Consider the following 16,158-nt stretch of genomic DNA (forward strand, 5'->3'; position numbering starts at 1 on the left):
CGACCAGCTTCTTCACGCGTTTGGTGGAGGAAGCCAGGCTTCGGTGAAGTCAAACCAGCCGCGAGTGTTAAGGCGTATGCCGTTGACGCCCGGAGGCGCGCTGATTTGATACTGGTAGTTAAAGAGCGGCGTCAGGACGGCTGTCTCCATTAACCGGCTGAATATAGCCTGAATTCCTGCGTGTCGGTCACGCTCGTCGGCCTGCGACTGCACCGCATCCAGCGTGGCCTGCAAATGGGCGAATGCCGGTGCGCTCAGCAGATGCGGCCAGAGCGCATCGCAGCGGAGCCACTGCTCAAGCGTGTACGCCGGCGCTTCGCCAATCAGTCTGTCTCCCATCATGATGTCTGCATCGGCAAGCTGCTGGCACCCGTCCCACGTTTTGGCGTCATGAAAGATGACGGTCAGTTCACAACCCTGCCGCGCAAGGTATGCTTTTAACTGGCTGGCCATGGTGTGAAGCTCAACCGGCAGGTGGTAGACCAGCGTCAATGCCTCTGGCAGCGCAACGTCGGTTAAATCAGGCCACTGGGGGATCGCCCAGCCGGGAAGCAGTTCCTCGGTAGGAGTGATGAGCCCTTCGTTCAGGGGAAGCGTGTGCAGCAGCGTTGAGAGATGAATGATATTAATCAGCCGCTTTGCCTGAAGTTCGCTTAGACGTGGACTCTGTTTCAGCGTGAGGTAGCAGAAGCCCAGACTGGTGCTGTTACTCACCAGCCGCAGGCTGGCCAGCTCGTCGGCCTCGCCAATGGCGATTTGCACCGGGTGGCGACAGCTGGTGCCCAGACTGTAGTCAAAAAGCTGGGGCGTGATCCAGTACTCGATAGCCTTAAGCAACGGATGGCCAAGATGATACTGCTCGTGGCTTTCCAGACGCACCAGTTCAGGCTCAAAAACGCTCAGCCGAAAGGGACCGCTGCCTACCACAGGGTAATCGGGATGCGCCAGACGGCTACAGTAGGTTGCCAGCCTGTGCGCCAGCCAGTAGTCAGGTTGATGGAGAATAAACGTCAGGCACTGCGGGTGCGTGGTTTCGATACGTAAGACGCTGCGGAACAGCGTGCCCATGCCGGGCTGCGATAATAGCGCCGTCAGGCTTTGCCGGAGCTGTGCCGTCTCTATTTTATCGCCGTTATGCCAGTGCAGGGTGGAGCGAATGTAGAAATGCCAGCGCAGGCCGTCAGCAGAGACTTCCCAGTGATGCGCCAGATCGCCCGTGGGTTCACTGCTGTTACCATTAAAACGCGTCAAACCAGAGAATACCTGTCCCGCCAGATGCTGCTCCGCCCGGCCAGGGAGAAACCCCGGCTGAAGCGGCTCCAGCGAGCGATAGTAGGGAATACGCAGCGTCGGCGTATCGTTCTGCCACTGCCCGCCCATAAACGGATGCAGCAGCGATCGCAAATCTTCAGGCGCGAGCTGGGCCAGCTCCAGCGCGTTGTGCTGCTGTCCACTTTTCAGGGCCTCTTCCATCATCGTATTACGCAACGAATCCGGGGTGACGTGAAAGCGTAATTCCCCACGCTTACCTCGTCCGGAGCGGGCGTGCCAGCTTAGCCAGCCCGCCTCCTGCGCCTGGCGCAGCAGGGTGCGAACATGTCGCTCGCTGCAAAAGCAGCGGCTGGCAAGTTCACTGATGGTCACCTGCTGCGGTGCGCCGGCAGACGGGTGCCACAGACGCTGATACTGGTTAAGACGGTTAAGCTGGCGCATGAAAAACCCGGAACAATAATTATCATCTATTCACTATTACTTCCGTATATCCCACGTAATACTGATGCACAAGTTAACCGCATCACATTTCGGGAGTAATCATGGCTCGGCTCGCTGCATTTGATATGGACGGCACGCTGTTAATGCCGGATCACCGTTTAGGGGAGAAAACCCTGAACACTCTTAAGCGCCTGCGCGAGCGTGAAGTTACCCTGACGTTTGCTACTGGTCGTCATGTGCTGGAGATGCGCCATCTGCTGGGGACATTTGCCCTCGATGCGTTCTTGATCACCGGCAACGGAACGCGCATTCACTCCGTCGACGGCGATGTGCTGCACCGTCAGGATCTGAATCCGGAGGTGGCGGACATTGTCCTGCACAGCACCTGGGATACGCAGGCCAGCGTGCATGTTTTTAATGATGAAGGCTGGTTTACCGGGCGTGAGATCCCGGCCTTGCTGCACGCTCACGTTTACAGCGGCTTTAAATATCAGCTTATCGATTTGCGCCGCATTCCGGCACACAAGGTGACCAAGATCTGCTTCTGTGGCGATCACGACGATCTCTGCCGTCTGCGTATTCAGCTTAACGAGGCGCTGGGCGAACGGGCGCACCTGACCTTCTCGGCGGTGGACTGTCTTGAAGTGCTGCCGGTGGGCTGTAACAAAGGATCCGCGCTGGCGGTGCTGAGCGATCATCTTGGGCTGACGATGCAGGACTGTATGGCCTTTGGTGACGCCATGAACGACCACGAGATGCTGAGCAACGTAGGTCGTGGGCTGATTATGGGGAACGCGATGCCGCAGCTTATCGCCGCGCTCCCGCATTTACCGGTTATCGGACACTGTCGTAACGAAGCGGTGTCCCATTTTTTGACGCATTGGCTGGACAAAAATAACCTCCCATATTCCCCCGAATAGTGAGACCCTTCCAGCAAGCCAGGCTAAAGCCTGGCTTTTTTTATTTCACCAGCTGCGAAATCTGCGCTTTCCACGGCTCAACATCGCCAATATTGGCCTGCACCCATTCTGCGTTGTAATAGGTGTCCAGGTATCGCTCCCCGCTGTCGCACAGCAGCGTGACGACAGAGCCGGTACGGCCTTCTTCACGCATCCTCGCGGCCAGCTGTAGCGCGCCCCACATATTGGTGCCGGTAGAAGCCCCGACTTTACGGCCAAGCTGTGTCTCCAGCCAGTGCGCTGTCGCGACGCTGGCGGCATCCGGCACGCGGAGCATCTCATCCACAACGTCCGGAATGAATGAGGGTTCGACGCGCGGGCGACCAATCCCTTCGATCTTGCTCCCCACGGGGCTGCGCAGGCTGGCATCGCGGGATTGCCAGTAATCGAGGAACACCGAGTTTTGCGGGTCAACCACCATCAGCTGCGTATCATAACCCTGACAGCGGATATAACGTCCGATGGTGGCGGAGGTTCCGCCCGTGCCCGCGCTCATGACAATGTAAGAGGGAACAGGATGCGGCTCGTGGGTCATCTGGCGGAAAATGCTGTCCGCAATGTTATTATTGCCGCGCCAGTCGGTGGCGCGCTCGGCGAAGGTGAATTGGTCCATATAGTGACCATTCAGTTCGCGGGCCAGCATTTCGGAGGCCGCATAGATTTCGCAGGCACTGTCCACAAAGTGGCAGCGTCCGCCGTAAAATTCGATCTGTTCAACTTTACGTTTCGCCGTGCATGAGGGCATCACGGCGATAAACGGCAGACCCAACAGGCGGGCAAAGTAGGCTTCGGAGACGGCAGTTGATCCGGACGACGATTCAATAATCGTGGTGCCTTCTTTAATCCAGCCGTTACATAAACCGTATAAAAAGAGTGAACGCGCCAGGCGATGCTTCAGGCTACCGGTAGGATGGGTACTTTCATCTTTCAGATAGAGCTGAATACCGGGAAATCCCGGCAGAGGCAGGCGTATTAAGTGGGTGTCTGCCGAGCGCTGATAGTCGGCATTTATTTCGCTGATGGCATGTTTAACCCAGGTGCTATTCATCGTAGTTATCCGTTTGTCATTTTGTGCCCAGCATAGCGAAAAGCACAGAAAAAATTGTTGCTATCTGACCTTTAAAATAGAATGTAAGGAGAATAATTTTCTCTTCGAGGTGGCTATGTTAGATAAAATTGACCGTAAGCTGCTTTCTTTGCTGCAAAGCGACTGTACCCTCTCTTTGCAGGCGCTGGCAGATGCCGTTAATCTGACCACCACACCGTGCTGGAAGCGCCTCAAGAAGCTGGAAGATGATGGCATTCTGCTGGGACGTGTGGCGCTGCTGGATCCCGAAAAACTGGGGCTTGGACTGACCGCCTTCGTCCTGATAAAAACGCAGCATCACAGCAGCGAATGGTACTGCCGCTTCGTCACGCAGGTTTCCGACATGCCCGAGGTGCTCGGCTTCTGGCGCATGGCGGGGGAATACGACTATCTGATGCGCGTTCAGGTGGCAGACATGAAGCGCTACGATGATTTTTACAAGCGGCTGGTCAATAGCGTACCGGGCTTGTCCGATGTCACCTCCAGCTTCGCCATGGAACAGATTAAATACACCACAGCGTTACCCATTGAATAACTTCTTAAAATACCTTCAGGAAAAGACCGCGTGCGATTATTTGCCCAATTAAGCTGGTACTTTCGTCGGGAGTGGCAACGCTACCTCGGCGCAGTGGCCCTGCTTATTATCATTGCCATTCTGCAACTGTTCCCCCCCAAAGTGGTGGGCTACGTCGTGGATGGCGTTACCGAACAACATTACACCGCCGCACGGGTGATGATGTGGGTCGGTACGCTGGTGCTGACGGCCGTGGTGGTTTACCTGCTGCGTTATGTCTGGCGCGTGCTGCTGTTCGGTGCGTCCTATCAGCTTGCCGTTGAGCTGCGCGAGGACTTTTACCGTCAGCTGAGCCGCCAGCACCCTGAGTTTTATCTGCGTCACCGTACCGGGGATCTCATCGCCCGCGCCACTAACGATGTAGACCGCGTGGTGTTTGCCGCCGGTGAAGGGGTGTTAACGCTGGTGGATTCCCTGGTGATGGGCTGTGCGGTATTGATTGTGATGTCTACGCAAATTAGCTGGGAGCTCACGCTGCTGGCGCTGCTGCCAATGCCGCTGATGGCGCTGGCAATTAACCGCTACGGCGAGCAGCTCCATGAACGCTTTAAGCTGGCGCAGGCGGCGTTCTCGTCGCTGAACGATCGCACCCAGGAGAGCATGACCAGCATCCGCATGATCAAAGCGTTTGGTCTGGAAGACCGCCAGTCCGCGCTGTTTGCCGCCGACGCCGCCGATACCGGCGCGAAAAACATGCGCGTGGCGCGTATTGATGCCCGTTTCGATCCGACAATTTATATTGCGATTGGTATGGCGAACCTGCTGGCGGTGGGCGGCGGCAGCTGGATGGTGGTGCGAGGCACCATGACCCTCGGGCAGTTAACCAGCTTTGCGATGTACCTTGGGCTGATGATCTGGCCGATGCTGGCGCTGGCCTGGATGTTTAATATCGTTGAACGTGGGAGCGCCGCTTACAGCCGCATCCGCGCCATGCTGGCGGAAGTGCCGGTCGTGAACGATGGCAGCGAGCCGGTACCGGAAGGTCCGGGTATTCTCAAGGCTGATATCCGCGCCTTTATCTACCCGCAAACGGAACATCCGGTGCTTGAGAACGTCAGTTTCACGCTGCGTCCTGGTCAGATGCTGGGCATCTGCGGCCCGACGGGCTCCGGTAAAAGCACCATTCTGTCACTGATTCAGCGCCATTTTGACGTGAGCGAAGGCGATATCCGTTTTCACGACATCCCTCTGCCACGTCTGCTGTTGGATGACTGGCGCAGCCGCCTGGCGGTCGTCAGCCAGACGCCGTTTTTGTTTTCAGACACCATTGCCAATAATATTGCGCTCGGGTGTCCGACGGCGACACAGGACCAGATCGAGCACGTGGCGCGTCTGGCCAGCGTCCACGAGGATATTCTGCGCCTGCCGCAGGGCTACGACACGGAAGTGGGTGAGCGGGGCGTTATGCTCTCCGGCGGACAAAAACAGCGTATCTCTATTGCCCGCGCGCTACTGCTGGACGCTGAGATCCTGATTCTGGATGATGCGCTGTCCGCGGTTGACGGGCGTACTGAACATCAAATTCTGCATAACCTTCGCCAGTGGGGAGAGGGGCGCACGGTCATCATCAGCGCGCACCGTCTGTCGGCGCTTACCGAAGCCAGTGAAATTCTGGTGCTTCAGCACGGACATATTGCCCAGCGTGGTCAGCATGAGCAGCTCGCCGGGCAGACCGGCTGGTATCGGGATATGTACCGCTATCAACAGCTTGAAGCCGCGCTGGATGAGGAGGTGGCCGATGCGTAAGTTTGGACAGATGTGGCCGACGTTAAAACGGCTGCTGGCCTATGGCTCACCGTGGCGCAAACCGCTTTCCATCGCCGTGCTGTTGCTGTGGATCGCCGCGATTGCGGAGGTGACCGGTCCGCTGCTTATCAGCTATTTCATCGATAACATGGTAGCGAAAAGCTATTTGCCTCTCGGCCTGGTCGCCGGGCTGGGCGTGGCGTACGTCGGGCTACAGCTGACGGCGGCAGGGCTGCATTACGCGCAGTCACTGCTCTTTAACCGGGCCGCCGTGGGCGTGGTGCAGCAGCTGCGCACGGACGTGATGGATGCCGCGCTGCGCCAGCCGCTGAGCGAGTTTGATACCCAGCCGGTCGGGCAGGTTATTTCGCGCGTCACCAATGACACCGAGGTGATCCGCGACCTCTATGTAACCGTTGTTGCAACGGTTCTGCGCAGTGCCGCGCTAATTGGCGCGATGCTGGTGGCGATGTTCAGCCTGGACTGGCGGATGGCGCTGGTGGCAATCACCATTTTCCCGGCGGTGCTGATCGTGATGGTGATTTACCAGCGCTACAGCACGCCGATCGTGCGCCGCGTGCGCGCTTACCTTGCAGATATCAATGATGGCTTCAACGAAGTGATCAACGGCATGAGCGTTATTCAGCAGTTTCGCCAGCAGGCGCGTTTTGGTGAGCGAATGGGGGAAGCCAGCCGCTCGCATTATATGGCGCGGATGCAGACGTTACGCCTGGACGGTTTCCTGTTACGTCCGCTGCTGAGCCTCTTCTCGGCGCTGGTGCTGTGCGGACTGCTGATGCTGTTCGGCCTGACGACGCGCGGAACCATCGAGGTGGGGGTACTGTACGCGTTTATCAGTTACCTCGGACGCCTTAACGAACCGCTGATTGAACTCACCACGCAGCAGTCGATGCTGCAACAGGCAGTGGTCGCGGGCGAACGTGTATTCGAGCTCATGGACAGGCCGCGTCAGACCTATGGCGATGACGAACGCCCGCTGGAAAGTGGATCCATAGCGTTTGATCATGTCTCGTTTGCCTACCGCGACGACCAGCTTGTCTTGCAGGATATCAACCTCGAGGTACCGTCGCGTGGTTTTGTCGCCCTGGTTGGGCATACCGGCAGCGGCAAAAGCACGCTCGCCAGTTTGCTGATGGGCTACTATCCGTTGACGCAGGGGGAGATCCGTCTGGACGGACGGCCGCTTGCCTCGCTTACCCACAACGCGTTGCGTAAGGGCGTCGCGATGGTGCAGCAGGATCCGGTGGTGCTGGCGGATACCTTTTATGCCAACGTGACGCTGGGACGTCCTTTCACCCCTGAGCAGGTATGGGAGGTGCTGGAAACGGTGCAGTTGGCGGATCTGGCGCGCGGGTTAAGCGAGGGGATCAATACCCGGCTGGGTGAGCAGGGCAACAACCTCTCCGTCGGGCAAAAGCAACTTCTGGCGCTGGCGCGCGTGCTGATTGAGACGCCACAGGTGTTAATTCTGGATGAAGCGACCGCAAGTATTGACTCCGGTACCGAGCAGGCGATCCAGCAGGCGCTGGCTGCCGTGCGGGATCACACTACGCTGGTGGTGATCGCCCACCGCCTGTCAACGATCGTCGATGCCGATACCATTCTGGTGCTGCACCGTGGCCAGGCCGTTGAACGGGGTACACACAGAGCGCTGCTTGAGGCAAAAGGACGCTACTGGCAGATGTATCAGTTGCAGCTGGCAGGCGACGAACTGACCGCCAGCGTGCGCGAGGAAGAGTCACTCAGCGCCTGATGCACCATAACAAGGCAATGCGCTAACAGACTTAACCGTTGGTGCAAAACTGAAACGCACCCTGCACTGCCATGGTGCGTTTTTTTTCACTTTTTCCCGGCGCATGCGCGCTGCGGCGCTTTCCTCCTCACCTTTCACTTCTGGCACACCCTTTGCAATATCACTCTCGTGTTAGCTGCGGCCATTACCGAATTCTGACTGGAGGGGATATATGAAGCTGGTTACGGTGGTAATCAAACCATTCAAACTCGAAGACGTGCGTGAAGCGCTGTCTTCCATGGGTATTCAGGGACTGACTGTCACCGAAGTGAAAGGCTTTGGGCGTCAGAAAGGTCATGCCGAGCTTTATCGCGGGGCGGAATACAGCGTTAACTTCCTGCCAAAAGTGAAAATTGATGTGGCGATTGCCGACGATCAGCTTGATGAGGTGATTGATGTCGTCAGCAAAGCGGCCTATACCGGAAAAATTGGCGACGGCAAAATTTTCGTTGCCGAACTACAGCGCGTTATTCGCATCCGTACCGGCGAATCTGACGAAGCGGCGTTGTAAGTAACTCCAGGCACACAGTGATAGGGATCGAGAAAATGAAGAAAGCAACAATGAAAACAGGTCTGGGGTCGCTGGCACTGCTGCCGGGCCTGGCAATGGCTGCACCTGCTGTGGCAGACAAAGCCGATAACGCCTTTATGATGATTTGCACCGCGCTGGTGCTGTTCATGACGATTCCGGGGATCGCGCTGTTTTACGGCGGCCTGATCCGCGGCAAGAACGTACTCTCCATGCTGACGCAGGTTGCCGTCACGTTCGCGCTGGTGTGCGTGCTGTGGGTAGTTTACGGTTACTCGCTGGCCTTCGGGGAGGGCAACGCCTTCTTCGGCAACGTTAACTGGGCGATGCTGAAAAATATCGAACTGACCGCGGTAATGGGCAGCTTCTATCAGTATATTCATGTCGCGTTTCAGGGCTCATTCGCCTGCATCACCGTGGGGCTGATTGTGGGCGCGCTGGCTGAGCGTATCCGCTTCTCTGCGGTACTGATTTTCGTGGTGGTCTGGCTGACGCTCTCCTATATCCCGATTGCGCATATGGTCTGGGGCGGTGGTCTGTTGGCTTCCCATGGCGCGCTGGACTTTGCGGGTGGTACCGTTGTGCACATCAACGCCGCGGTAGCAGGCCTGGTAGGCGCCTACCTGATTGGCAAGCGCGTGGGCTTCGGGAAGGAAGCATTCAAGCCGCACAATCTGCCGATGGTCTTTACCGGCACCGCCATCCTCTACTTTGGCTGGTTCGGCTTCAACGCAGGTTCAGCCAGCGCCGCTAACGAAATCGCTGCACTGGCCTTCGTGAATACCGTTGTGGCAACCGCCGGCGCTATCCTCTCATGGGTATTTGGCGAGTGGGCCGTTCGCGGCAAGCCATCGCTGCTGGGTGCCTGTTCCGGGGCGATTGCCGGTCTGGTAGGTATTACGCCAGCGTGCGGTTACGTGGGCGTAGGCGGTGCGCTGCTGATCGGTATCGTCGCAGGACTGGCGGGGCTGTGGGGCGTTACCGCACTGAAACGTGTTCTGCGCGTTGACGATCCGTGTGATGTATTCGGCGTGCACGGTGTGTGCGGCATTGTCGGCTGTATCATGACCGGTATCTTTGCTGCCCAATCTCTGGGCGGTGTGGGTTACGCAGAAGGTGTAACCATGGGGCATCAGGTGCTGGTACAGCTGGAAAGTATCGCAATCACCGTTGTCTGGTCGGGTGTTGTGGCCTTTATCGGTTACAAGCTGGCTGATATGACCGTAGGGCTGCGCGTGCCGGAAGAGCAGGAGCGCGAAGGCCTGGACGTCAACAGCCACGGCGAGAATGCCTATAACGCATAATTTGAGTGCCTTGCCGGGCGGCGGCTTCGCCTTACCCGGCCTGAAAAAGCGTAATTTGCAGGCCCGGTAAGCATAGCCACCGGGCTTTTTACATCACCCGCGATTACGCATCACACCTTCCTGCACGGTAGAAGCCACCAGCACACCATCCTGGGTGTAAAATTCCCCGCGAACAAAACCGCGCGCGCTGGACGCAGAGGTACTTTCCACGCTGTAAAGCAGCCATTCATTCATATCGAATGGACGGTGGAACCACATGGAATGGTCAATTGTGGCTACCTGCATCCCTTTTTCGAGGAAGCCCACACCGTGCGGCTGTAGCGCAACCGGCAGGAAGTTGAAATCCGACGCATAACCCAGCAGATACTGATGCACGCGCAAGTCTGCCGGTACGCTGCCGTTGGCGCGGATCCACACCTGACGGGCGGGCTCAGCGGTATGCCCCTTCATTGGGTTATGAAATTCGACCGGGCGGATCTCCAGCGGTTTATCGCACAGAAACTTCTCTTTTACCTGCGGCGGCAACAGATGCGCGAGTGCGCGGGCTATTTCGGTTTCCGATTTCAGATCGTCCGGCGACGGGGCAGGCGGCATCTTTTTTTGATGTTCATAGCCCGGCTCTGGCGCCTGGAAGGAGGCGGTCATGTAGAAGATGGGTTTCCCATGCTGGATGGCCGCCACGCGACGGGCGCTGAAGCTTTGGCCGTCACGCAGAACTTCCACGTCGTACACAATCGGTTTAGCGCTGTCACCGGGGCGTAAAAAGTAGCTGTGGAATGAGTGCACCAGACGGTCTGCCGGGACGGTCTCCTTGGCGGCATACAGCGCTTGCCCCACGACCTGGCCGCCAAAAACCTGGCGTAAGCCTAAATCTTCGCTCTGTCCGCGAAAAAGCCCTTCTTCTATTTTTTCCAGGTTCAGCAATGTCAGCAGATTGTTCAGTGCCTGACTCATAGTGGTCCTCAATAAACGCCGTGGCGAAAGATACGCTGAGTATAACGCAGAAACGATAGTGGTCCGATGGGTAGAATAATCTTAATACCTGGGCAAAATTAGGCATAAATCCGTGATTTGTGCCACACTTGTTTACGTTATGTGAATAAAACGACATCGGATGGGATCGATCCCGCCGGTGCATTGATGATAAGGAGACTTCAATGAAACTCGTGCCTATGTTAAGCGGTGTTGCAATGGCGGTGGCGTTGTCCGCCTGTGCGGATAAGAGTGCCGATGTAGCGGTACCAACGGCGACCCCAAACGGGATTAACACCCTTTCACAGCAAGCTATTCGACAGCCCAACGTGTCCGGTACCATCTGGATCAAACAGAAAGTCGCTCTGCCGCCGGACGCGGTTTTAACGGTCACGTTATCCGATGCGTCTCTGGCGGATGCACCGTCTAAAGTCCTTGCACAGCGTGCAGTTCGTACAGAGGGTAAACAGGCGCCGTTCAGCTTCGTGCTGCCGTACAACCCGTCTGACGTCCAGCCTAACGCGCGTATCCTCCTGAGCGCGGTGGTAACGATCAACGATAAGCTGGTCTTTATCACCGATACCGTACAGGAAGCGGTCAACAAAGGCGGCACCAAAATCGACCTGACCCTGGTACCGGTGCAGCAAACTGAAGTGCCTGTTGCAACGCAAACCAATCAGCCGACTCTGCCTACACCCCCAACACAGATGTAATTTTCCTTCGCCCTCTCCATGTTGACGGGAGAGGGCGTCAGTACTCCCAGCGATACTTCTGCATATCAATCTGTCCTGCCCCGGACACCTGCACCCCTTCTGAGAGTAATGCCTGACGCTGGCGCTGCAAGTCTGGCCCGGTGAGGGAAATGGCACCATGGCGATTGACGACCCGGTGCCACGGTAACGTGCTTCCCTCCGGTAGCCTTCTCAGCACGCCGCCAACCTGACGCGCCGCGCGCGGAGAACCCGCCAGCCGGGCGACTTCCCCATAGGTCGTGACACAGCCTTCCGGAATCGAAGCCACGATTTGCCACACTCGCTGTGGGAAAGTGTCATGTTCGTCCATTGTTTCTCCTGCGGGAAATCAGCGAAGGGTAATGTTATACGAAGATAAAGAAGATTGTCGGGGCAGTTTGCGCAATAATCCAGCATCCGGTTGCCAGCGGCTTGCAATTGAGGTGCTCCACAGGGATAATGCGCCAGCGCGTTGGTTATCAACGCTCTCAATGGGGGCTCTGTTGGTTCTCCCGCAACGCTACTCTGTTCACCAGGTCAGGTCCGGAAGGAAGCAGCCAGGGCAGACGACGTGGGTGCCGGGATGTAGCTGGCAGGGCCCCCACCCATTTGTGATCCTCTCAGTTGTTCCCCTGAATAAACCTTCTAAATTATGTGACTATTGTATTTTCTGTAATACAGCCTTCATTTAACTGAAATAATAATGTCATAAACCTGTAATAATAGACTGTCATTTTATTTTCGGATGCCTTTATTCTGTCATAAGCTAAAAAATATATATCTGGATAACAAACTTATCTTCGTGTATTAAATTAAACACGTGTTCCGAAAGGATGTGACAATCATGGTTACTGCGGTTTTAAACGTTAAAATTGATGAAGCGCTAAAAGAAAGACTTCGCCACTATGCGGAAGACAATAATGAGAATTTAAGCGTGACCACAGAGAAACTGCTGCTGCTGGCATTTGAAGCAGTAGAAGAGGCGGGAGTATCGGAAGAGGATGTTGATAATCAGCATACGGAAGAAGAGAGCGTAACTCCATTTACTCCTAAAGAAATCAAAGCACTACGTAAACTTCTGAAGAAGAGAAAATGAAACAACAACTATCGACTGCCAGTGACTACAACGAGGCCTGCAATCTGTTACGTTCCGGCTACGTGAAACATGTTCGTCTTGGCTGGAATGTAGGAAGTGATGAGTTCTTTCGAATTGCGTCTGACTGGTGTGATACCGGTGCAAAAATAAAGAAAGAAGGGGATAATTTCATTATTTCGCTGAAAGGCTTCCCGATTCCTCCTCAACATTAAGCTGTTCTTCATGAAAACTGCTGACTGCATGCGTTACAGTCAGCAGTTTTTATTGTTTCTGGCGAATAATTTACACCAGGCTCCGTTTTACTGGCGCTACACTTTTATTTAACGCACGCCACAGCGGTTTGATCCGCAATAATGCCTCTTCAAGTTCCGGCGGACTGAGTGAGAAGGGCATTCGCAGATAGCGGTCAAACGCGCCTGAAAGCCCAAAGCGCGTGCCGGTGCCCATAATGATGCCTGTCGTCTCGGCGCGTGCCGCCAGCTGCGTCGCCAGCATGCCGGGTAATTCAATCCAGTATGAGAGCCCTCCCTCCGCTTCCTGAAACCGCCATTCGGGGAAATGTTCCCGCAGCATCTGGCCGCAGCGGTCGCGACGTTCTGCCAGCATTTCCCGCCGGGCAGGCAGGAAGGTTTCACTGTTTTCGATAAGCCACAGCGTGGCCAGTTGTTCCAGCACCGGAGAACCCAGATCCAGCGTGTCGCGCGTCTGCGCGAGCGTGGCGATAGTGCGGGACGAGGCGCGGATCCAGCCGAGACGCAGCCCACCCCAGAAACTTTTGCCTGCGGAACCCAGCGTCATCACCGCGGCCTCCGGGTTAAAGGCGGCCAGCGGCGGCGGCGGGGGAGCATCGAACCAGAGATCGACCATGGTTTCATCCACCACCAGCGTGGTGCGGGTTTGCGCGGCGATGTCGGTTATGGTCTGGCGCGTCGCGGCATCCATGCAACGCCCGGTCGGATTATGAAAATCCGGCATCAGATAGGCCAGACGCGGGGCGGTCTGGGCGAGCGTTGCGGCAAAACCGTCGGTATCCCAACCCGTTTCAGGCAGCGAGACGCCCACGGGCCGGCATAGTGCTCCCTGAATGGCGGCTATTGCCAGCGGGTAAGTGGGATGATCCACCACCACGCGATCCCCGGGACCGGTCATCATTCTTAAGATCAGGGCAAAGCCGCTGACGGCGCCGTTCACCACCATCACTTCGTCTGCCCGGGTGGGCAGACCGCGTGCGGTGTAGCGGGCGGCGATAGCTTCACGCAGCGCCGGAAGCCCAAGCTGATCGTACCCGGTCAGCGCCAGATTCGGCGTGATGGCCGTTAGCGCGTGGGCGTAGGCCTGGTGGATCTCTGGCCCCGCGTTGAGCGCGGCGGTTGAGAGATCCAGCGCCGCACTGGCTGTGGAAAGCGTGGGCACGGCGCGGCTGTCTGGCAGGATCGCCCGCGAACCGCTGCCGTGACGGCTCTCCAGATAACCTTCTTCCCGCAGATGCGCCAGCGCGCTGCTGATGGTGGTGCGGCTTACGCTCAGTGCGGTGGCCAGCTCCCGCTCTCCGGGCAGGCGCGTGTTTAGCGCCAGCCTGCCATCCAGAATCAACAGGCGTAACGCGTCAGCCAGCTGGCGCCACAGCGGGGTACGGGAAGAGGCTTGCTGCCAGTGCCCTAACAGGCGTACCAGAGACTGGCTTCCAAAACGACGTGATGACATGTGCAGTCCACTATTTGAAAACTGGACATTAATCATAGTGCCATTTTCACCGAAGATGGAACCTGGTACTTCGGAGAAGAGAAAATGGTACGTCGTCTGGTACAACTTTATGTCGGTTTAGGCCTGTACGGGCTTTCAACCGCGATGTTTATTCGTTCGGATCTGGGTGTCGACCCTTGGGATGTCTTTCACCTTGGCGTCGCCATCCAGACAGGGATGAGCATCGGCACGGTGATTATTTTAACCGGGGCAGCGGTGCTGCTGCTGTGGATCCCGCTGCGTCAGCTGCCGGGGCTGGGCACTATCAGTAATGTGATTTGTATTGGTCTGGCGGCAGATGCGTCAATGGCGCTGATCCCTGAGCTCACCTCGCTGCCCGTGCGCATCACCCTGCTGGTTTCCGGCATTGTGGTTAACGCCCTTGCCACCGGGATGTATATCGGCGCGGGTTTTGGCGCAGGCCCGCGCGACGGCCTGATGACCGGCATACACGCCCGGCTGGGCTGGTCGATCCGCAGCGTGCGTACCGCGATCGAGGTGACTGTGTTGATCGTCGGCTACCTCCTCGGGGGAGCGTTTGGCGTTGGAACCGTGCTGTATGCATTAACCATCGGCCCGCTGATCCAGCTCTGTTTGCCGTGGTTTCGCCAGAGACCGCGCATTCAGAAAGCTGCACAGCCGGAGCGGATTGTTTAATTTTGCGAAGCGCTCACAGGCTATGATGGCGTAACTGTGTCAGAATAGAGACTTCTCTTTTCACGACGCCAGAATGTATGAAAGCGATCACTCTTTATGACGTTGCCCGCGTGGCAGGCGTTTCTTATCAGACCGTTTCCCGGGTGATTAACGACGCGGAACACGTTTCTGCCCGTACGCGGGAAAAGGTCCGGCAGGCCATGGCGGCGCTACACTATGTGCCCAACCGTGGCGCGCAGCAGCTGGCCGGGAAACGCACCCGCACGCTGGGGCTGATGACCAGCGATCTGGCGCTACATGCGCCGTCGCAAATCGCCTCAGCTGTAAAATCCCGGGCAGTGGAGCAGGGGGCTAGCGTACTCATCTCCATGGTGGAGCAACCCGCGCAGTGTCAGGCTGCTTTGCAGGAATTACTGGCGCAGCGCGTAGAGGCGCTGCTGGTGAACGTTCCGCTGGAAGATGCCCTGGCAGAAATGCTTCAGGAAATGGCCTCGCCGACCCCGGTTCTTTTTCTCGATGTGTCCCCCACAGCTCGGGTTAACAGTCTCGTTTTCAATGCCGAACAGGGCGCTGCCCTGGGGGCAGAGCATCTGCTTTCGCTGGGGCACCAGCGAATTGCGCTGCTCGCCGGGCCGGAAAGTTCTGTCTCTGCCCGGGCTCGTCTGGCGGGATGGAAAACCACGCTGGCTCAGGCCGGCGTGGAGGCGTTTGCGGTGGCGCAGGGCGACTGGAGCGCGGCTTCGGGCTATGAGAAAGGGCATCAGCTCCTGGCGGGCGCGCAGCTGCCGGAGGCGATCCTCGTCGCTAACGATCAGATGGCGCTTGGCGTTTTACGCGCCTGTGCGGAAAAAGGCGTTGCGGTACCGGGGCAGATCTCGGTTGTCGGGTTTGATGATACGGCTGACAGCGCGTGGTTTTCACCTCCGCTCACCACCGTTCGGCAGGCGTTCCGCGAGGCCGGTGAGCGCAGCGTGGAGTGGCTGATGGCACCTGCCCATCACGACGAATGCTGGCAGGAACAACTTCCCGTTACGTTGATCGTGCGTCATTCCACCGCGCCGCGCGCCGCACAGCAGGCCGATCGTGAAGATCTTGCGCAACAGCTCAGAACGCTGGCGCTGCTGGCGGAGAAACTGGCGCGCAGCTAGCACTTTTGTGATCGTGCTCGCCTGGTGACGATCAAAGTCTTTACCGCCACCGTTTACCAGGGCATGTTGGCTAAAATTGTGAGCGC

The 16,158-nt window shown here is 57.2% G+C and carries 16 protein-coding genes and 1 other RNA gene; 12 read left to right on the forward strand and 5 right to left on the reverse strand.

What is annotated here, in order from left to right; translation table 11 throughout:
• Positions 1–12: 12 nt before the first annotated feature.
• Positions 13–1,713: an SgrR family transcriptional regulator gene (locus SK47_RS04550; protein WP_003859038.1), complete on the reverse strand. Its 1,701-nt coding sequence runs from the start codon at positions 1,711–1,713 to the stop codon at positions 13–15.
• Positions 1,714–1,814: 101 nt separating this feature from the next.
• On the opposite strand from SK47_RS04550, the gene cof reads away from it, so the two are divergent.
• On the forward strand, positions 1,815–2,633 hold the full coding sequence (gene cof / locus SK47_RS04555) for an HMP-PP phosphatase (protein ID WP_003859037.1): 819 nt from the start codon (positions 1,815–1,817) through the stop codon (positions 2,631–2,633).
• A gap of 40 nt (positions 2,634–2,673) precedes the next feature.
• Here cof and SK47_RS04560 read toward each other — a convergent pair whose 3' ends face one another.
• Positions 2,674–3,720 carry a PLP-dependent cysteine synthase family protein gene (locus SK47_RS04560; RefSeq protein ID WP_003859036.1) on the reverse strand — a complete coding sequence of 349 codons (1,047 nt, stop codon included), beginning with the start codon at positions 3,718–3,720 and terminating at the stop codon, positions 2,674–2,676.
• Positions 3,721–3,835: 115 nt separating this feature from the next.
• On the opposite strand from SK47_RS04560, the gene SK47_RS04565 reads away from it, so the two are divergent.
• The 5 genes from SK47_RS04565 (at position 3,836) to amtB (ending at position 9,725) form a co-directional block, all read left to right on the forward strand.
• Complete coding sequence (locus tag SK47_RS04565) at positions 3,836–4,294, forward strand: Lrp/AsnC family transcriptional regulator (protein WP_015571267.1); 459 nt, start codon at positions 3,836–3,838, stop codon at positions 4,292–4,294.
• A gap of 30 nt (positions 4,295–4,324) precedes the next feature.
• Positions 4,325–6,079: a SmdA family multidrug ABC transporter permease/ATP-binding protein gene (locus SK47_RS04570; protein WP_022650483.1), complete on the forward strand. Its 1,755-nt coding sequence runs from the start codon at positions 4,325–4,327 to the stop codon at positions 6,077–6,079.
• The gene (locus SK47_RS04575) at positions 6,072–7,853 is read left to right on the forward strand and encodes a SmdB family multidrug efflux ABC transporter permease/ATP-binding protein (protein ID WP_048243545.1); all 1,782 of its coding nucleotides are present in this window, start codon (positions 6,072–6,074) and stop codon (positions 7,851–7,853) included. Before SK47_RS04570 ends, SK47_RS04575 begins: the two co-directional genes overlap by 8 nt.
• 211 nt (positions 7,854–8,064) lie before the next feature.
• Positions 8,065–8,403, forward strand: coding sequence for a P-II family nitrogen regulator (gene glnK / locus SK47_RS04580; protein ID WP_006809867.1), 339 nt, complete (start codon positions 8,065–8,067; stop codon positions 8,401–8,403).
• A gap of 35 nt (positions 8,404–8,438) precedes the next feature.
• The gene (gene amtB, locus SK47_RS04585; protein WP_022650485.1) at positions 8,439–9,725 is read left to right on the forward strand and encodes an ammonium transporter AmtB; all 1,287 of its coding nucleotides are present in this window, start codon (positions 8,439–8,441) and stop codon (positions 9,723–9,725) included.
• 93 nt (positions 9,726–9,818) lie between these two features.
• Here the strand turns inward: amtB and tesB are convergent, their stop codons facing one another.
• On the reverse strand, positions 9,819–10,679 hold the full coding sequence (gene tesB, locus SK47_RS04590) for an acyl-CoA thioesterase II (RefSeq protein WP_022650486.1): 861 nt from the start codon (positions 10,677–10,679) through the stop codon (positions 9,819–9,821).
• Between the two features lie 203 nt (positions 10,680–10,882).
• On the opposite strand from tesB, the gene SK47_RS04595 reads away from it, so the two are divergent.
• Positions 10,883–11,410, forward strand: coding sequence for a YbaY family lipoprotein (locus tag SK47_RS04595; protein WP_048243546.1), 528 nt, complete (start codon positions 10,883–10,885; stop codon positions 11,408–11,410).
• 37 nt (positions 11,411–11,447) lie between these two features.
• Here SK47_RS04595 and SK47_RS04600 read toward each other — a convergent pair whose 3' ends face one another.
• Positions 11,448–11,759 carry an MGMT family protein gene (locus tag SK47_RS04600; protein WP_003859016.1) on the reverse strand — a complete coding sequence of 104 codons (312 nt, stop codon included), beginning with the start codon at positions 11,757–11,759 and terminating at the stop codon, positions 11,448–11,450.
• Between the two features lie 170 nt (positions 11,760–11,929).
• Here SK47_RS04600 and ffs point away from each other — a divergent pair.
• From ffs to SK47_RS04610, 3 genes are all read left to right on the forward strand, one after another.
• Positions 11,930–12,026, forward strand: an RNA gene (gene ffs / locus SK47_RS22915) — signal recognition particle sRNA small type.
• 246 nt (positions 12,027–12,272) lie between these two features.
• Positions 12,273–12,524, forward strand: coding sequence for a hypothetical protein (locus tag SK47_RS04605; protein WP_006809862.1), 252 nt, complete (start codon positions 12,273–12,275; stop codon positions 12,522–12,524).
• Positions 12,521–12,736 (forward strand): hypothetical protein, encoded by a 216-nt coding sequence (locus SK47_RS04610; protein WP_015571263.1) that lies wholly within the window; start codon positions 12,521–12,523, stop codon positions 12,734–12,736. The genes SK47_RS04605 and SK47_RS04610 overlap by 4 nt, the downstream gene beginning before the upstream one ends.
• Before the next feature lie 70 nt (positions 12,737–12,806).
• On the opposite strand, the gene SK47_RS04615 is transcribed toward SK47_RS04610, so the two are convergent.
• On the reverse strand, positions 12,807–14,228 hold the full coding sequence (locus SK47_RS04615; RefSeq protein ID WP_022650488.1) for a MocR-like transcription factor YczR: 1,422 nt from the start codon (positions 14,226–14,228) through the stop codon (positions 12,807–12,809).
• Between the two features lie 84 nt (positions 14,229–14,312).
• Between SK47_RS04615 and SK47_RS04620 the strand changes: the two genes are divergently transcribed.
• Both SK47_RS04620 and SK47_RS04625 read left to right on the forward strand, forming a co-directional pair.
• Positions 14,313–14,924 (forward strand): membrane protein YczE, encoded by a 612-nt coding sequence (locus SK47_RS04620; RefSeq protein ID WP_023324239.1) that lies wholly within the window; start codon positions 14,313–14,315, stop codon positions 14,922–14,924.
• Between the two features lie 77 nt (positions 14,925–15,001).
• Positions 15,002–16,072, forward strand: a complete 1,071-nt coding sequence (locus SK47_RS04625; protein WP_023324240.1) for a LacI family DNA-binding transcriptional regulator — start codon at positions 15,002–15,004, stop codon at positions 16,070–16,072.
• Positions 16,073–16,158: the final 86 nt, after the last annotated feature.

Source organism: Enterobacter sp. BWH52 (assembly GCF_001037565.1).
Taxonomy (GTDB): domain Bacteria; phylum Pseudomonadota; class Gammaproteobacteria; order Enterobacterales; family Enterobacteriaceae; genus Enterobacter; species Enterobacter hormaechei_C.